The 16,391-nt window shown below is 68.8% G+C and carries 13 protein-coding genes; 5 read left to right on the top strand and 8 right to left on the bottom strand.

The window, feature by feature from the left end:
- Window positions 1-122: 122 nt before the first annotated feature.
- Together ABD893_RS14415 and uppS are read left to right on the top strand one after the other, a co-directional pair.
- A complete protein-coding gene (locus tag ABD893_RS14415) occupies window positions 123-395 on the top strand; it encodes a type B 50S ribosomal protein L31 (RefSeq protein ID WP_345081725.1) in 273 nt (90 codons plus the stop codon).
- A 128-nt stretch (window positions 396-523) separates the two neighbouring features.
- Entirely contained in the window at window positions 524-1,231 is a 708-nt protein-coding gene (gene uppS / locus ABD893_RS14410; protein ID WP_345081722.1) for a polyprenyl diphosphate synthase, read from the top strand.
- Window positions 1,232-1,237: 6 nt separating this feature from the next.
- Here the strand turns inward: uppS and ABD893_RS14405 are convergent, their stop codons facing one another.
- From ABD893_RS14405 to ABD893_RS14375, 7 genes are all read right to left on the bottom strand, one after another.
- On the bottom strand, window positions 1,238-2,254 hold the full coding sequence (locus tag ABD893_RS14405) for a GDSL-type esterase/lipase family protein (RefSeq protein ID WP_345081720.1): 1,017 nt from the start codon (window positions 2,252-2,254) through the stop codon (window positions 1,238-1,240).
- Window positions 2,255-2,408: 154 nt separating this feature from the next.
- Complete coding sequence (locus ABD893_RS14400) at window positions 2,409-3,581, bottom strand: Gfo/Idh/MocA family protein (protein ID WP_345081717.1); 1,173 nt, start codon at window positions 3,579-3,581, stop codon at window positions 2,409-2,411.
- A gap of 176 nt (window positions 3,582-3,757) precedes the next feature.
- Entirely contained in the window at window positions 3,758-5,680 is a 1,923-nt protein-coding gene (locus ABD893_RS14395; RefSeq protein WP_345081714.1) for a glycoside hydrolase family 35 protein, read from the bottom strand.
- A gap of 256 nt (window positions 5,681-5,936) precedes the next feature.
- Window positions 5,937-7,289, bottom strand: coding sequence for a serpin family protein (locus tag ABD893_RS14390; protein WP_345081711.1), 1,353 nt, complete (start codon window positions 7,287-7,289; stop codon window positions 5,937-5,939).
- Window positions 7,290-7,792: 503 nt separating this feature from the next.
- A complete protein-coding gene (locus ABD893_RS14385; protein WP_345081707.1) occupies window positions 7,793-8,740 on the bottom strand; it encodes a carbohydrate ABC transporter permease in 948 nt (315 codons plus the stop codon).
- A complete protein-coding gene (locus tag ABD893_RS14380; RefSeq protein WP_345081704.1) occupies window positions 8,737-9,621 on the bottom strand; it encodes a carbohydrate ABC transporter permease in 885 nt (294 codons plus the stop codon). The genes ABD893_RS14385 and ABD893_RS14380 overlap by 4 nt, the downstream gene beginning before the upstream one ends.
- Window positions 9,618-10,952 (bottom strand): ABC transporter substrate-binding protein, encoded by a 1,335-nt coding sequence (locus ABD893_RS14375; RefSeq protein WP_345081701.1) that lies wholly within the window; start codon window positions 10,950-10,952, stop codon window positions 9,618-9,620. The genes ABD893_RS14380 and ABD893_RS14375 overlap by 4 nt, the downstream gene beginning before the upstream one ends.
- 359 nt (window positions 10,953-11,311) lie before the next feature.
- Here ABD893_RS14375 and ABD893_RS14370 point away from each other — a divergent pair, with 359 nt between their 5' ends.
- The 3 genes from ABD893_RS14370 (at window position 11,312) to ABD893_RS14360 (ending at window position 15,170) form a co-directional block, all read left to right on the top strand.
- On the top strand, window positions 11,312-13,009 hold the full coding sequence (locus ABD893_RS14370) for a sodium:solute symporter family protein (RefSeq protein WP_345081698.1): 1,698 nt from the start codon (window positions 11,312-11,314) through the stop codon (window positions 13,007-13,009).
- Window positions 13,010-13,031: 22 nt separating this feature from the next.
- A complete protein-coding gene (locus ABD893_RS14365) occupies window positions 13,032-13,406 on the top strand; it encodes a hypothetical protein (protein ID WP_345081695.1) in 375 nt (124 codons plus the stop codon).
- A 228-nt stretch (window positions 13,407-13,634) separates the two neighbouring features.
- Window positions 13,635-15,170 (top strand): S10 family peptidase, encoded by a 1,536-nt coding sequence (locus ABD893_RS14360; RefSeq protein WP_345081693.1) that lies wholly within the window; start codon window positions 13,635-13,637, stop codon window positions 15,168-15,170.
- Between the two features lie 66 nt (window positions 15,171-15,236).
- On the opposite strand, the gene ABD893_RS14355 is transcribed toward ABD893_RS14360, so the two are convergent.
- Complete coding sequence (locus ABD893_RS14355; RefSeq protein ID WP_345081690.1) at window positions 15,237-16,286, bottom strand: LacI family DNA-binding transcriptional regulator; 1,050 nt, start codon at window positions 16,284-16,286, stop codon at window positions 15,237-15,239.
- Between the last annotated feature and the right edge of the window lie 105 nt (window positions 16,287-16,391).

Raw genomic sequence — 16,391 nt, 5'->3', positions numbered from 1 at the left:
AGAGTCGATGCCGTGCACGAGAGTCATCGCCGTGTGCGCGGGCCCGAGAAAAACTCACCGGAGTGGGAATACTCCACCCCGCCTCACCGTTGAACTTTCAGTCATCAACGGAGGAGATCCTCATGCAGAAGAACATCCACCCCGACTACCGCCCCGTCATCTTCCGTGACCGGAGCGCCGGGACCACCTTCCTCACAAACTCGACTCGCACCTCCGAGCACACCGTGACCTGGGAGGACGGCCGCGAGTACCCGGTCATCGACGTCGAGGTCTCCGCGGCCTCGCACCCGTTCTGGACCGGTCGCGGCGGCGTGGTCGACACCGCCGGCCGCATCGAGCGCTTCCGCCGCCGCTACGCGGGCAAGGTCGTCACCGCCCAGGGCGCTACGGCCTGAGCATGCCCGCCAGCGCCGGGCCGAGGACCGCAGAGTGACCTCGGCCCGGCACGGTGCGCAACTGGCCCCACCCCACGGGGCCTTCCGGATCCCGCCTCGTCCCACGTGAGGGGCCGTACTCTGCCTCCATGACGATGAGCGAGCAGAGCGTGGCGGCAGAGCTGCCGCGCCATGTCGGCCTCATCATGGACGGCAACCGCCGCTGGGCCAGGGCCCGCGGATACGCCGACGTCAGCACCGGTCACCAGGTCGGCGCCGAACACCTCACGACGGTGCTGCAATGGCTGAGCGTCCGGGGCATCGACCATGCCAGCGTCTACGTGCTCTCCGCGGACAACATCCGCAAGCGGAGCACGCTCGAGGTGGGATTCCTGTTCCACCTGATCGAGACCGTGATCGCCGATCGCATCCACGATGCCGAGCGATGGCAGCTGCACGTCAGCGGAGACCTCGAGCTGCTGCCTGCCTCGACGCGCGCTTCGTTGGAGAGGACGATCGACGAGACCCGCGGCCGTCCGGGACACCTGACCCTGGCGATCGGGTACGACGCTCACGCCGACATACTCGGCGCGCTGCGCCAGGCGGTGACCGATGCCCCGGACGTCAGCGCCGCGCAGTTCTCGGTGGAGTCCATCTCGCAGCATCTCGCCGGCGGTCCGAACAAGGTGATCGACCTGGTCATCAGAACTGGCGGGGATGCCCGGATCTCCGGTTTCTTTCCCTGGCAGAGCACCGGTGCCGAGCTCCACGTGGCGCAGTGCGCATGGCCCGATCTCGCGGAAGCGGACCTCGAGGCAGCACTGGCTCACTATTCGCGAGCGCGACAGCCGCGATAGCGCTGGTCAGCCGAGCACGCCCGCCAGCAGTGGCGCGAGTCGCCCGGCCATCACCCGGTAGCCCTCGGGCGTCGGGTGCAGCAGGTCGCCGAGCAGCTCCATCTCGTCGAAGCCGAGGATCTCAGTGCCGTCGATCAGGGTGATCAGCGGATCGTGGCGCTGCAGCACCTCGACGCTGCGGTGGACCAGCTCGCGGATCTGTCTCTGGGTGAGGCCCACGGCGTTGGGCTGATCCTCGCGGTGCGGTCCGGCGGCAATCGAGCTCATCACCACGATCGGCGCGTCGGTCAGGCGGCGCACATGGTCGACGAATCCGATCACGGCCGGCGGCAGGCTGCGCTCGGAGAAGGTGTCTCCGCCGTAGATGTTCGCGCCGAGGCACAGGGTGACCAGGTCGGGACGGGAGCGGCCGATCGTCTCGGCCAGCGGCGGGTCCAGGTGGCACTGCCCCGCCACGCCCAGCGCCGTCAGCTCGAAGGAGTTCTGCGCGGCGACCAGTGCGGGCCAGGTACCGGTAGGAGTATCGGCCTGGTTGCACTGGGTGATGGAGCTGCCGTGGACGGCCCAGCGGGGGCCGCGCGGACCGGCGGGCGCGAGCTGCGTCGCCCCGTGCAGCATCACCTCGTGGAGAACAGTCGGCGCCGCATGCGGCAGCCACAGCTCGACTCGGGCCGGCCTGCTCGGCAGGTCGATCCAGGTGCTCACGCTCCCGCCGGCCTCCCGGGTTGCCACCAGCTCACCGTCCACCACGACGTCCAGGCGACGTGCCGAACCGGCATGCGCCTCCGTGGTGGTCAGCTCGACCTCGAGGGCGCTCGCGTCGGTGTCGATCTCCAGGCGCACCCCGTTCGGGATCCGTGCCAGCTCGTCGACGTCGGCGTTCATGATCCGCTCGAGATGCGCTGGGGTCACCCGCCAGGGCTGTTGCCCGTCCGGCGTCGTGGACCAGGTGGCGGCGCCGTGCCAGGCCTCGGGCAGGTCCGTCGGCATCACGCGGCGAGCGGTGGGGACGGCGCTGGTCATCGGGGCTCCTTGCACGGCATCGATACCGCGGGCGGCGGGGTGGGATCAGTCAGCGATGCTACAAGCCGCCGCGCCCACACCACTGCCGACGCGATGGGCTGCGCGGGTGGCGTCGGCAGGGGCCTGGGCAGCGGCGAAGGCAGGGACGTGCCGCTCAGACCTGCCCGCCGTCGAAGTAGTCGCGCAGCTCCTGTGACACCGGCGGGACGTCCAGCGGCATCCCGCCGCTGCGTATCGACGTCGCCCCGTACACCCCGGTGGCCACGGCCTCGCGCGCGGCGATGGCCGAGACCTCGGTGGCGCCGCCGGAGCGGGCGAAGCGCAGGAACTCGGCGACGAGGCTGGGATCGGCGCCGCCGTGCCCGCCGTCGGCCCGAGCGATCACCTCGACGGCGTCGGGCCGACCGGGACCCGAGCGTCGCGATTCCCAGATGTGGATCTGATCCCCGCTGCCATCACCCATGTTCTCGATCCGGCCCGCGTCCCCGATCACCGTGTAGTTGCGGAAGTAGTCGGGGGTGAAGTGGCACTGCTGGTAGGAGGCGAGCACGCCGTTGTCCAGCGTCATGTGGAGCATCGAGATGTCCTCGACGTCGATGACGGGGTTCAGCTCCTTCTGGGCGGTGGGTGGCCAGATGTCGGCGTCGTACCAGTCGCGCATCAGCCGGTCGGAGTTGTCGCGCCGATCGGTGATGTCCCCGTAGACGGCGAGGTCGCCGATGCCGGAGACCCGGCGCGTGTAGCCGCCAGCCAACCAGTGGATCACATCGATGTCGTGGGCGCCCTTCTGCAGCAGCAGGCTCATCGACTTCGCGCGCTCGGCATGCCAGTCCTTGAAGTAGAAGTCACCGCCGGCGCCCACGAAGTGACGGCACCAGATCGCGCGCACCCGGCCGATGCGGCCGGAATCGACGATGTCCTTCATCTGCCGCACCACCGGCATGTGGCGCATGTTGTGGCCGATATACAGCCGGGCCCGCTTCTCCTTGGCCATCGCGAGCATCGCGTCGGTGTCCTCGACGCTGATCGCCATCGGCTTCTCGCAGAAGGTGGGGACCCCGGCCTCGAGGGTGGTCAGCGCGACCGAGGCGTGCGCGAAGTCGGGGGTCAGGATCATGACCGCATCGACCTCGTGCTCGGCCAGCAGCTGATCCACGGTGTCCACGGTCGCGATGTCTTCGCCGAGAGCCTCGCGGGCGTTCGCCGTGCCGCGCTCGCTCGGATCGGCCACGACGGTGATCGCCGAGCCCTCCCCCGGCTTATGGGCGTGCACGGCCAGGTAGTGGCGGGAACCGAAGCCGATCACGCCGATCCGGAGGTCGTTCATGAGGGGACCGCTTTCAAGAGGAGCTGGGACAGCACCGCTCCATCGTCACACCTTCGTGGACGGAGCGCAGTGCCCATCTTTGGGGAGCTGACAAATACGAGGCACGAGATCACTCACGACGTGCTTCACCAGGCCACCTGGCCGGGTCTGCTGCTGCGTGTGCGAGCGAGCGCAGATCAGCCATCGGTGCGCCCGAACACGTGCTCCGCGGCGAGCGCGAGCTGCTTCGGCCGCTTCTCGAGATCCAGCAGCAGCACCTCATTGCGGCCCGCGCGCACCAGCGGAGCGGGGACGTAGAGGGTGAGCTGCGGGCCGATGTTCCAGTAGCGGCCCACGCAGAAGCCGTTCACGTAGGCCACCCCGTGGCCAGCGCCGGAGACGTCGAGAAAGGCATCCGTGGGGGCGTCGGCCTCGAAGGAAGCACCGACGAGGACCGGCAGGGCGTCGGTACTGGCTGCCGCAGCGGCGGCTGGTGCGGATGCGGATGCGGATGCGGATGCGGGGATGGTCTCGGCGAGCGCGGGAGCGGACTCGAGCAGCGCGGCGAGCTCCTCCCCCATCTCCTCGAGCGGCCAGGCGTCGGCCTCCCAGCCGTTGAGGAAGCGGATGCTCTGCCATACGCCGCCGAGGATGCCCTTGCGTTCGCCGAGCTTCGGGCCGAAGTTCACGCGGCCCAGGTTCTCCACCAGGATCTCGACGTGCACAGTGCGGTGCCCACCCTCGGGCAGCAGCCGCTCGAGGAAGGGGGTCAGCTCGATCGTGGCCGGATCGATCTGACTCTCCTCGTTGCCGACCACGCCGGTCGCCCCGATGTAGATCCCGTCCACATAGACCCAGGCACGATCGTGCAGGTCGTAGAGCTCCAGCGGGGAAATCTCGGTGCGGCCCTCCCCCTCGACTGCCGCGATCTCGATCTCGCGGGAGAGACGCATCAGGCCCCGCTCGAGCCCGATGTCCTCGAAGGCGGGCGGGGCGGGGTGCACCGGGGCCGTGCGGGTGAAGCGCTCGGTGTCGCGCAACGAGGCGACCTTCTCGATCCTCACCTCGCCGGCGGGCAGGGTCGCGGGCTGTGCGACGAGCTCGAGCTGTGCGAGGTGCTCCTCGAGCGGGGGCAGCTCGCGATGCGTCGCGATGACCTTGCGGAAGGCGCGGAACTTGTCGGTGAGTGCACCGTTCTCGGCGATCGGGGCGTCGTAGTCATAGCTGGTGGTGGTGGGCTGGAGGTAGCCGGAGTGGTTGGCGCCGGCCTGCATGCCGAAGTTGGTGCCGCCATGGGCCATGTAGAAGTTCACGCTCATGCCGTGCTCGAGCATGTCGGCGAGCTCCCCTGCGGCGTCCCCGCCGGTGCGTTCGTGGTGCTCCTCGCCCCAGTGGTCGAACCAGCCGTTCCAGAACTCCATGCACATCTGCGGCTGGGCGGGCAGTTCCTCCTCCGCCATCGCGAGCACCTCGAGGGCGCGGGAGCCGAAGTTCACGGTCGCCAGCGCACCATCGATCGTGCCGCCGGTCAGCCACCTCCGCTCCGGCCCGTCGGAGGTCACGAGCAGCTCCTCGATGCCGCGGGCGATCAAGCCGTCGCGGAGGTGCGCGAGGTACACCTTGTCATCGCCGAAGCTGCCGTACTCGTTCTCCACCTGCACCATCACCACGTTGCCGCCGCGGGCGGCCTGCCGCTGGGCGATCACCGGGATCAGCTGATCGAACCAGGCGTCGACCAGCTTCAGGTACGGGGCGTTGCGGTTGCGCAGGCGCAGGTTGCGGTCGGCAAGGATCCAGCCGGGGAAGCCGCCGTTCTCCCATTCGGCGCAGATATAGGGGCCGGGGCGCACGATCGCGTCCAGACCCTCCTCCGCGGCGATGTCGAGGAAGCGGCCCAGATCTGCGAAGCCCTCGAAGGTGGTGGCGTCGCGGGCCGGCTGGTGCACATTCCAGGCCACATAGGTCTCCACCGTGTTGCAGCCCATCGCGACCAGGCGGCGCAGCCGGTCACGCCACTGCTCGGGGCGGACGCGAAAGTAGTGGAGCGCACCGGAGATCACCAGGTGCGGTGCCCCGGCGCGGAGGAAGCCGTCGGGTGTGGACTGGAGCAGGGCGGTCATCGATGAGAGTCCTCTCGTGTGAAACGTATTGCACCAGTGTGTCAGGCGACGCCGCGCCGGGACACCTCGCCACGCGCCCCGCCCCCGGGAACGCACCCCGCCGCGTGAGCACGTCGGCACGCGGGCACGCGGGCACGGGGGCACGGGGGCACGGGGGCACGGGGGCACCTCCCGCCAGCGGGGCAAAGTGGGGCGATAGATCGAGCTATTCCCCCGGATTGTCACGCTGGCCTGGGGCGCCGGGCGGGGTCGTCCGTCAACGGGTCTGGGTGGGATCCCCGATCCAGCCGACCACCAGCGGGGCGAGGGACGTGCGCTCGTAGGCGATGAACAGGAACGGAGAGTCCAGCACGAGCTCCTGGTCGGGCATCTGGGCCGAGGTCTCGGTCATGATCACCGCGGTGGCTGCGGCGGCCTCCATCCCCTGCTCGTCGATCGTGATCACGGCCTTCTGCACCACCTCGTCGATCACCAGGTCCGGCGCGCCGGTGATGCCCGAGAAGTCGGCGCCGCTGCCGAAGGCGTCGGTCATGCCCAGGCTCTCGAGCGTGCCCTTGAGCGAGGACTCCCAGGCGATGTCAAAGGCGGGAACGGTGAGCTGGGTGGCGGCCTGGGAGGCTTCGAGGCCGCTGAGCAGGGCGGCGAGACCGGAGCCCGGCTCAGGGGCAGCCTCCGCCCACACATCGAGCACTTCCGCCAGCTCTCCGACGGGCTGCACGAGAGCCAGGGCGAGGTCCTCTCCGTAGGTGCCGAGGGTCGTGGCGCGGCAGGTCTCGTCCTCGTACCAGGTGGAGGTGCTGCCGTGGAGCATCTCGGTGCTGCGCTCCTCACCGCCTGCGGTGGTGAAGGTGCCGCCGCCCTTCGTGAGCTCCTCCGGCCAGGCGGCCTTCAGATGCAGTGCGTTGACCAGGACCAATCGGGTGTCAGCGGTCAGGATGCCCTCGGGGAGGAGCTCCTCGATCAAGTCGTTCGTGGACTCCGCAACCCAGTCGTTGATCCCTTCCCGTGCTCCCTCGCGCGTGGCGTCATCGGTGAAGTCCGCTTCGAAGAGCCCGCTGCCGAACCAGGTCGCGAGGTCCTCGAGGTAGGCCTGCTGGACCTCGAACCCTTCCTGGAGCCAGGTGCCGTTCACGAGCGAGGCGCGGGCCGGCTCGGGCGCTTCGTCATCGTCGAGCTTGCGCTCCGCATCGCCGACAGTCGCCAGCAGCTGCGAGAGCGTGTTCGCGTCCTCGGCGAGCTCCTCCATGCTCCCGCCGAGGACCTCTTCCATCTGGGCACGGGTGCTCCCGGCTGCGCCCATCCCGGCCATGATGAGCGCGACCTGCGCGGACAGCGGCGAGCAGACAGCATTGACCTCCGCGCGGTCGATCGCGCCGAGCATCCTCGCGGTGAAGGGAGCTGCCCTCGACCCGGCGCCTTCGGCGGGGCCCGGCTCGGCACGTGGCAGCTCTGCGCTGAGATTCGGCTCCGCACGGAAGGCGTCCTTCGGGGTGCAGGCGGCAAGGTTGACAGCTGCCAGCGGCAGCGCGGATGCGCCCGCCAGCACCGTGCGACGGCGTACGAGGGAATGCTTCAGCTCGGTGCGTGGGGAGGGAGGGATAGTGGCCATGTCCCTATGGAACGAGGTGACGAGGCCCAGCGCAAGGCATCGGTCCGGTGCACTGCGGCCCGACGGGCGCCGGGCGCAGTCGCTGGATCCAGCCGCCGGGCGCTGTCGCCGGAGGCAGTCGCCGGACGCAGTCGCCGGGCGCAGTCGCCGGCGGCAGTCGTCGAGTACTGGTGCGTGAGAGCACGCTCTGGCTATATAGCCAGAGCGTGCTCTCTGTAGCCCGTACTCGACGAGCAGCACGGGTTGGGTCGAGTAACGCGCGGCCGAACGAGCAGCACGGGTTGGGTCGAGCAACGCGCGGCCGAACGAGCAGTACGCGGCGGGTCGAGCAACGCGGGGCCGAACGAGCCGCGCGGGTTGGGTCCAGCAGCGCGGGGCCGAACGAGCCGCGCGGGTTGGGTCCAGCAGCGCGGGGCGGGACGAGCAGCGCGCGGGACCGGGCGCCGCGGCATGAGATGGCGCGAGCCCGGTCCCGGCGCAGCGCCGCCGCGCAGTGCCGGATGTCAGCCCTTGACCGACCCCTCCGTGAGGCCGCCGCGCCAGAAGCGCTGCAGGACCAGGATGAGGATCGCCAGCGGGATCACCGACAGCAGGGCGCCGGTGGTGGTGAGCTGGTAGAACTCCGGCAGGCGATCCGTCTGCGCCCGCCAGTTGTCCAGGCCCAGAGTGATCGGGTAGAGCTTCTCGTCGGCCAGCATGACCAGCGGGAGCATGTAGTTGTTCCAGATCGCGACGAACTGGAACAGCAGGACGGTCACGATGGCGGGGGTGAGCTGCGGCAGCGCGATGCGGTGGAACAGCCCCAGCTCCCCCACGCCGTCGATCCGGCCCGCCTCGAGCAGCTCGTCGGGCACTGCGGCGTTGGCGTAGATCGAGGCCAGGAACAGGCCGAACGGGCTCACCAGCGACGGGATCAGCACTGCCCAGACGGTGTTGGTGATGCCGATCGAGGAGAACAGGAAGAACAGCGGCAGAGCCACGGCGGTGCCGGGAACCAGCACACCGCCCAGGACCATTCCGTACACGAGCTTCCGGCCCCGGAAACGGTACTTGGCCAGGGCATACCCGGCGGCGACCGAGAAGTAGGTGGCCAGCACGGAGCCGACCCCGGAGTACAGCAGCGAGTTCAGGCCCCAGCGCGGGAAGATCCCGCCGTTGGCATCGAACACGGCCCTGATGTTCTCCCACAGCTGGAAGTTCTCGCCGAACCAGAAGCCGCTGGTGGCGAAGAGGTCCTCGGTGGACTTCGTGGCGTTGATGACGACCCAGTACACCGGGACCAGGAAGTACAGCGCGACGATAGCGAGGATCGCGGTGACGATGATCGTGGTGGTCGGCTTGCGACCGGCGTCCCGGGAACCGGCGCGGCCGTCTCCCAGAGCTGCTTTCGCAGCATTGCCGAGAGGCTTACGTCGAGCAGTGGTCGTCTCGGTGGCGTCGGTGGTGCTCATGAGCGCTTCTCCGTCCAGTTCGAGACTCCCAGGGCGATGGCCGAGAGCAGGAAGGCGGCAAGTGCGATGATCACGGACTGCGCCGCCGCCATGCCGATGTCGTTGTACTGGAATGCGAAGGCGTAAGCGGACATGTTCGGGGTGTACTCCGAGGTGATGCCCGCGCTCATCGTCTGCAGCAGCCGCGGTTCGGCGAACAGCTGCAGCGTGCCGATGATCGAGAAGATGATCGTCAGCATCAGGGCCGGGCGGATCAGCGGCAGCTGGATCGAGGTCGCGACACGGAACGAGTTCGCGCCGTCGATCTTCGCGGCTTCGTACAGCTCGCCGGGGATCGACTTCAGCTGAGCGATGATGATGAGCATGTTGTAGCCCGTGTAGGTCCAGGTCACGATGTTCGCGATGGACCACAGCACCATGTCCGGGCCGAGGAAGTCGACGTTGATGCCCACTGCCCCGAGGACGTCCACGATCGGGGACAGGCCCGGGATATAGAGGAAGGACCACAGGATCGTGGCGATGACGCCGGGGATGCCGTAGGGCAGGAAGTAGGTGGCGCGGAAGAAGCCGGGCCACTTCGCCGAGGCGCTCTCGAGCAGCAGCGCGAGCAGCGTGGCGGCGATGATCATGACGGTGACCTGCACGATGCCGAACAGGATCATGCGACCGATCGACGCCACGAAGTTCGCGTTCGTCAGGGCGGCGACGTAGTTGTCGAACCAGGCGAAGGAGTTCGTCAGCCCGTCCTCGCCGAGCAGGCCGGAACGGGTGACGGTGGTGAAGCTGTAGCCGATCGCCATGATGATCGGCACGATCATCGTGCCGATGAAGACGATCAGGAAGGGTGCCAGCAGCACCCAGGGGGCCGATCTGCTTCTCATCGCGCCACCTCCGCGTCCAGTCCCATGTCCCGCATGATCTTCACGATCTCCTTCTGCGAGTTCTCGAGCATGTCCACGAGGGTCTGCTCGCCGGAAACGGCCTGCGTGAAGCCGTCACCGATGATGGCCTGCGCACGCTGCATCATCGGCGCCCAGGTCCAGTCGAGGTTCTGCCCCTCGGCCATCGGGACGATGACCTCCTCGTTGTAGTTCTGTCCGGAGAAGAACTCCGAGGGCTGCTGGCGGATCTTGCCGATGTAGTCCTTGGCGGGCGACCAGCCGATGCCGGAGAACTCGATCATGGCATCGATCCCTGCCGGGTCGGTGCACATCCAGTTCAGGAACTCGAGCGCCTCGACGGGATGCTTACTGGTGGACAGCACCGCGGCCGACGAGCCGCCATGGCCGCCGGAGGCGTAGCCCTCCTCCCAGCGCGGCATGGGGGCGACGGCCCACTTGCCCGCCCCGCCGGGGACGGTCTCGTTCAGTGCGTCGGACCAGGAGCCGCTGATGGAGGCGAGCACCTTGCCCTCGCCGGCGGCTGCGTACCAGGGGGTCGTGTAGGAGCCGTATCCGGTGCCGATGGTCTTCGCAGCGAGGATCTCGTCCCAGAAGTCTGCGACCCGCAACGAGTCCTCTCCCAGCATGTCGATGATCCAGCCGTCGCCTTCGGGGCGGAACCAGACGGCGCCGGACTGCATGGCCCAGGCGATCGGGTGGGACCCGTCGGAGGGGTCGAGGCTGATGAGCTGCTTGCCGGCCTCGGAGACGGCGGCCGCCGTCTCGCGGAACTCGTCCCAGGTGGCCGGGGCCCTCAGCCCGAGCTCTCCTTCGAGGACCTCGCGGTTGTAGAAGGTGGCCACGGGGCCGGTGTCCTGCGGGACGGCCCAGTAGGAGTCGCCGACCTTGACCTGGGCGATCGCGCCGGGGTCGAAGGTGTCCGCCTGATCGGCGAACCCGTAGCGGTTGAGGTCCACGAGCGCGCCGGCGAGGGCGAACTCGGGCACCTGCCGCAGCTCGACCTGGGCGATGTCGGGACCGCCGCCAGCGGCGACCGCGGAGAGGATCTTGGCGTAGCCGCCCGAGTTGCCGCCGGGGATCCAGGTGGTGTCGACCCGGATCCGGTCCTGGGACTCGTTGAAGATGTCGGCTACCTTCTGCAGGTCCTTGAGCCAGGCCCAGTAGCTGATGGTCACCGGACCGTCGGCGGGTGGGATCGCGGCTTCGGCGTTGACATTGCCGGGGTTCGGCGGTGCGCAGGCGGCCAGACCCGTGGCCAGTGCAGCCCCACCTCCCGCCAGCGCTGCTCGACGTGAAAGACGTGGCTTCATTGCTCTCCCTGTCTCTGTTCTTCATTGAATGGCATCAGAGCGTGCTCGTCATTCCGGCAGACCACCGAGGATCGACCGTGAACGTTCACTAAACGGGACCGTACCAGCGTCGGGCCCACTACGGAAGCCCTTGCCGAAGGCGTCCCGTCCGCTGAGCACCGCTCCCCCGAGGTGCGCGATGCGGCATATACCACCCGAAAGCGTCCCTGTCAGGCGTTCGCGGCATCTGGCATCACGATATCGGTGACCCGGTGGTAACGTCTCGGCGCGGCATCTCGAAGAATGCCGCCTCGCCTTCTCGCGAGTCCCCTGTGCACGCCGTCTGTGCACCGCCCCGCCCGTCCCCAAGGAACTGCCTCATGGTCGACCTCCGCCTCGACGCCCAATGGATCGACTACGCGATCATCGCGTTGTACTTCGCCTTCGTGCTCGGAGTGGGCTGGTACGCCAAACGCGGCGTCTCCACCTCCATCGAGTTCTTCCTCTCCGGCCGCTCGCTGCCGGCCTGGGTCACCGGCCTGGCCTTCATCTCCGCCAACCTCGGCGCTGTCGAGATCATGGGGATGTCCGCCACCGGCGCCCAGTACGGCATGCCGACCATGCACTACTTCTGGGTCGGTGCGGTGCCCGCGATGCTGTTCCTGGGCGTGGTGATGATGCCCTTCTACTACGGCTCCAAGGTGCGCTCGGTCCCCGAGTTCATGCGCATGCGCTTCGGCACCGGGGCACACCTGGTGAACTCGATCAGCTTCGCGGTCGCGCAGCTGCTGATCGCCGGCGTGAACCTCTCCCTGCTGGCCACCGTCGTGAACCGCCTGCTGGGCTGGCCGATGTGGGTGGGCCTCGTGCTCGCCGCCGCGTTCGTGCTGTTCTACATCACCGTGGGCGGGCTCTCCGCCGCGATCTACAACGAGGTGCTGCAGTTCTTCGTGATCGTCGCGGCGCTGCTCCCGCTGACCCTGATCGGCCTGCACCGCGTGGGCGGCTGGAACGGGATGAAGGAGCGCATCGCCGGTGACGGCATGCTCGGCGAGGAGCAGCTGCATTCCTGGCCCGGCCAGGCCCTCTCCGGCTTCGAGAGCCCCGTGCTGTCCGTCGTGGGCATCGTGTTCGGCCTCGGCTTCGTGCTCTCCTTCGGCTACTGGACCACGAACTTCGTGGAGGTGCAGCGGGCGATGGCGTCGAAGTCGATCACCGCCGCCCGGATGACCCCGATCATCGGCGCCTTCCCCAAGATGTTCATCCCCTTCATCGTGATCATCCCCGGCATGCTCGCCGCGGTCCTGGTCGGCGAGCTCACCGAGTTCAAGCAGCTGGACGTCGCCGGCGACGCCGCAGGCGCGGCTGCCACCGGCGTCACCTACAACGACGCCCTGCTGCTGCTGATGCGGGAGGTGCTGCCCAACGGCCTGCTCGGCGTCGCGATCGCCGGCCTGCTGGCCGCGTTCATGGCCGGAATGGCCGCGAACATCTCCGCCTTCAACACCGTGGTCAGCTACGACCTCTACCAGCAGTACGTGAAGAAGGATGCGCCCGACGGCCACTACATGAAGGTGGGTCGCATCGCGACCGCCGCAGCCTGCGTCATCGCAATCTTCACCGCGCTGATCGCGGGACAGTTCTCGAACCTCATGGACTACCTGCAGACCCTCTTCGGGTTCTTCAACGCCCCCCTGTTCGCGACGTTCATCCTGGGCATGTTCTGGAAGCGGATGACCCCCACGGCAGGCTGGGCCGGTCTGGTCTCCGGCACCCTCGCCGCCGTCGCCCTGTGGAGCGCCTCGACCTTCTTCGGCGTCTTCGAGCTGCCCGGTCAGGGCCTCGCCTTCGTGAGCGCCGCGACGGCTTTTGTCGTCGACATCGTGGTCTCCGTGATCGTCACCCAGTTCACCGCCCCGAAGCCCGCGCACGAGCTGAAGGGCCTGGTCTACTCGGAGACCCCGAAGGCTGACCTCGTGGACCCCGACGAGAAGGACATGCCCTTCTGGCGCCGTCCCGCCCCCATGGCCGGCATCGCCCTGGTCCTGGTCATCATCCTGAACATCGTCTTCGCCTGAGCGCGGGCAGAGGAGAGAACCCATGAACACTCACAAGGATCAGAGCTCGGCCGCGCACAACGGATCCGGTGCCCCCGGCTCCCCAGATGCTCCCGACGCCCCCGATGTCCCCGAGGGCGCGGCGGTACGCACCGCCGGCGCCTTCGACATCCGCAACTTCATCGGCACCCTGCTGGGCCTGTTCGGCCTGGTGCTGCTGGCGATGGGCCTGTTCGCCTTCACCCCGGTCGAGGCCGCGAAGACCGGCGGGGTCAACGCCAACCTCTGGGCGGGGCTCTCGATGGTCATCGTCGGGATCCTCTTCATCGTCTGGACGAAGCTGGACCCGATCCGAATGATCGTGCGCGAGAACGAGGACGGCGCCGAAGAGCCCCGCGACATCGCAGCGCTCGACTGACGCACCCAGCCGGCCAGCGGGGCAGAGCCCTCCAGCCAGCGGGGCAAAGTTGGGCGATAGCCGGTGCTATTCCGCCCTGTTTGCCCCGCTCGCCGCGGGAAGACGCCTTGCTCGCTGCGATGAGGTACCCGCTGATGGCGCGGGCGGGCGGGCGGGGTGAGCCTGACCCTCACGCCGCACTGCCCCGCGTAGCATCGACGGCGACGCCACCGATCCGAAGGAGCCTGCGTGAACGCCGAGTCCACCACCCCCGCCGTGACCGAGCAGAACGGGGGCGCCGGCGCCTCAGCCGGTTCCGCGCCCGAAACGCGCGAGGACCACCTGGTCACCACGCTGCACTCGCTGAGCCTCCCGGACCGTGCGCTCGACTACACGGCCACCGCCGGAACGGTGGTGCTCATGGAGGAGCCCGAGGGCGAGGAGTACGGGCGCGGCGCCGCCTACGCGGAGCTGTTCTCCGTCTCGTATGTCGCCCAGGGCGTCGAGGGTGCGGGGCCGCGTCCGGTGATGTTCGCGTTCAACGGCGGTCCGGGCGCCTCGACGGTCTGGCTGCATCTGGGCCTGCTGGGGCCGCGCCGCGTGGATTCCGGGGATGCCGGCTCCCCGACCGCTCCCCCGCACCGACTGCTGGACAACCACGAGACGATCCTGCGCGACGCCGATCTCGTGGTGGTCGATGCGATGACCACCGGCTACTCCCGTCCCGCACCCGGGCAGAAGCCGGATCGCCATCACGGGCTCACCGCCGACCGCGATCTCATCGCCGCGTTCATCATCGACTGGCTGAGCCGCAATCAGCGCTGGACCTCCCCGATCCACCTGGCCGGGGAGTCCTACGGCACCACCCGCGCCTCCGCGGTCGCCGCGCACCTGATGGACCGCTACTACGTGGCGGTCGCCGGGATCGCGCTGATCTCCCCGGTGCTCGACTTCGGCACGATCGTGTTCTCCGAGGGCAACGACAGCCCGTACATCCATTACCTGCCCACCTATGCCGCGATCGCCCATGCGCACGGCAAGCATGAGGGCCGGCTGCTGCAGGACGTGGTCGACGAGGCGGAGGCCTTCGCCGAGCAGGAGTACCCGGCGCTGCTCGCGGCCGGTCTGCGCCTGGCACCTGAGCAGACGCAGGAAGCCGCGGCCCGCATCGGCGCACTGATCGGGGTGGACCCGGACTGGGTGGAGCGCGCGGACCTGCGCGTGGAGCATCTGGCCTTCCTCGCCGAGCTGCTGCGCGATCAGGGCCTGGTCACGGGTCGCATCGACGGTCGCTTCACCGCCCCGGCCGGGAACGGGAACTCCGCGAGGATGGAGACCGATCCGTCGATCGATCAGCTCGCCCCGTCGTACACCGCGGCGATCAACCAGTATCTTCGCAGCGAGCTCGAGTTCTCCTCCGACGTGATCTACGAGATCATGTCCGGCCGTGTCCATCCGTGGAGCTACAAGGATTTCGAGAACCGCTCGGTCGAGGTCGCCTCGGACCTCTCCCGGCTGCTGCGGAAGTCCCCGCACACCAAGGTGCTGGTCTCCCACGGCTATCACGACGCCGCGACCCCGTTCCACGCCAGCGAGACCGTGCTCGCCCAGCTCGCGATCCCGCGCGAGGACTACAGCGAGCGGATCCGCATCGAGTACTACGAGGCGGGGCACATGATGTACTGCCACGAGCCCAGCAGGCTCGCCCTCTCGCAGCACCTCAGCGAGTTCGTCACCGGCGCGGAGCCCGCAGGCACTGACGTGGAGACCGACGCAGCAGAGTGAGCTCGCGGCGAGCTCGTGGGGCCGACGACCGGGTCCCGGGACTTCGCCAGCCGCGGCGGGCCTTCGTCAGCCGCGGGTGGTGGAGTCCCGCACGATGAGCTGGACGGGCACGATGACGTTCGTGCGCACTCCGCCGTCGATCTGCTTGCCGAGCGCGTCGACGAGCTCTTCCGCGATCCGCCGGAAGTCCTGGCGCACTGTGGTCAAGCGGGGCTCATCGGTCGCGGAGCCGGCGGAGTCGTCGAAACCTCCGACCAGGACGTCTCCGGGGACCGAGCGGCCTGCCGTCCGGAGCGCCTCGATCGCGCCCCGGGCCATGCGGTCGTTGGCGGCGAAGAGCGCATCGATACCGGGATGCGCGGCGAGGACTGCTGCGGTCGCCTCCTGCCCGCTGGCGGAGGAATAGTCACCGTGCTCCATAGCGACCACGCGGGCGTCCGCGCCCGGCACCGCCGCGGACTCGACGGCTTCGACGAAAGCCCCGGGGCGAAGGGTTCCGCCCGGGGTGTGCTCGGGGCCGGCGATCACGGCGATCTCCCGTGCGCCCCGGGAGAGGAGATGCTCGGCCATGAGGCGGGCGCCCTCGCGGTCGTCGGCGGCCACGAACGCGATGCGGTCCTCGAGCCCGGCCGGGCTGCCCACGTTCACCAGCGGGATGTTCGCCGCCTGGATCCGCTCGAACAGATGGTGCTCGGGCTGCGCGGAGGCCGTGACCGCGCCGTCCACACCGCTGGTGCGCAGGAAGGTCTCCGCCCGCTGCGCACTGTCCTCATCTCCGGCCAGCAGCAGCACCATGGTCTGGTCCCGAGCAGCCAGTGCCTGGCCCACCTCTCTCACCAGGGCTTCGAAGTTCGGATCCTCGAAGAAGCGGGCGGGCGGTTCATCGACGATGAACGCCACGGTGCCACTGCGCCCGGTGCGCAGCTGGCGGGCGGTCGAGTTGGCGACGTATCCCGTCTCTCGAATCGCCCGGGTGACTGCCCTGGAGGACTCCGCGGAAACCCAGTGGCCGCCGTTGAGATACCTCGAGACCGTTCCCGTCGAGACCCCGGCGCGACGCGCGACGTCCGAGATCGTGGGTCGTCGCGTCGGGTTCTCCGAACGTGCACCGGTCACGTCACGTCCTCCTTCTCCACAGCGTCTCCGCCAGCGGCGCGGGGATCTGCAGGCCAGTATCGCCGACTGGTGCGGGCCCGCGCGCCGCAGGAACTACGAGAACCG

The organism is Brachybacterium paraconglomeratum (assembly GCF_039541415.1).
GTDB classification, from domain to species: Bacteria; Actinomycetota; Actinomycetes; order Actinomycetales; family Dermabacteraceae; genus Brachybacterium; species Brachybacterium paraconglomeratum_A.
Note: the sequence above shows the minus strand (reverse complement) of the source record. Positions and strands in the feature narration are given on the sequence as shown.

Bases quoted from the DNA above. Each gene is read 5' to 3' on its own strand.
- ABD893_RS14415 (WP_345081725.1), top strand. From the start codon at position 123: ATGCAGAAGAACATCCACCCCGACTACCGCCCCGTCATCTTCCGTGAC.
- uppS (WP_345081722.1), top strand. From the start codon at position 524: ATGACGATGAGCGAGCAGAGCGTGGCGGCAGAGCTGCCGCGCCATGTC.
- ABD893_RS14405 (WP_345081720.1), bottom strand. From the start codon at position 2,254: ATGACCAGCGCCGTCCCCACCGCTCGCCGCGTGATGCCGACGGACCTG.
- ABD893_RS14400 (WP_345081717.1), bottom strand. From the start codon at position 3,581: ATGAACGACCTCCGGATCGGCGTGATCGGCTTCGGTTCCCGCCACTAC.
- ABD893_RS14395 (WP_345081714.1), bottom strand. From the start codon at position 5,680: ATGACCGCCCTGCTCCAGTCCACACCCGACGGCTTCCTCCGCGCCGGG.
- ABD893_RS14390 (WP_345081711.1), bottom strand. From the start codon at position 7,289: ATGGCCACTATCCCTCCCTCCCCACGCACCGAGCTGAAGCATTCCCTC.
- ABD893_RS14385 (WP_345081707.1), bottom strand. From the start codon at position 8,740: ATGAGCACCACCGACGCCACCGAGACGACCACTGCTCGACGTAAGCCT.
- ABD893_RS14380 (WP_345081704.1), bottom strand. From the start codon at position 9,621: ATGAGAAGCAGATCGGCCCCCTGGGTGCTGCTGGCACCCTTCCTGATC.
- ABD893_RS14375 (WP_345081701.1), bottom strand. From the start codon at position 10,952: ATGAAGCCACGTCTTTCACGTCGAGCAGCGCTGGCGGGAGGTGGGGCT.
- ABD893_RS14370 (WP_345081698.1), top strand. From the start codon at position 11,312: ATGGTCGACCTCCGCCTCGACGCCCAATGGATCGACTACGCGATCATC.
- ABD893_RS14365 (WP_345081695.1), top strand. From the start codon at position 13,032: ATGAACACTCACAAGGATCAGAGCTCGGCCGCGCACAACGGATCCGGT.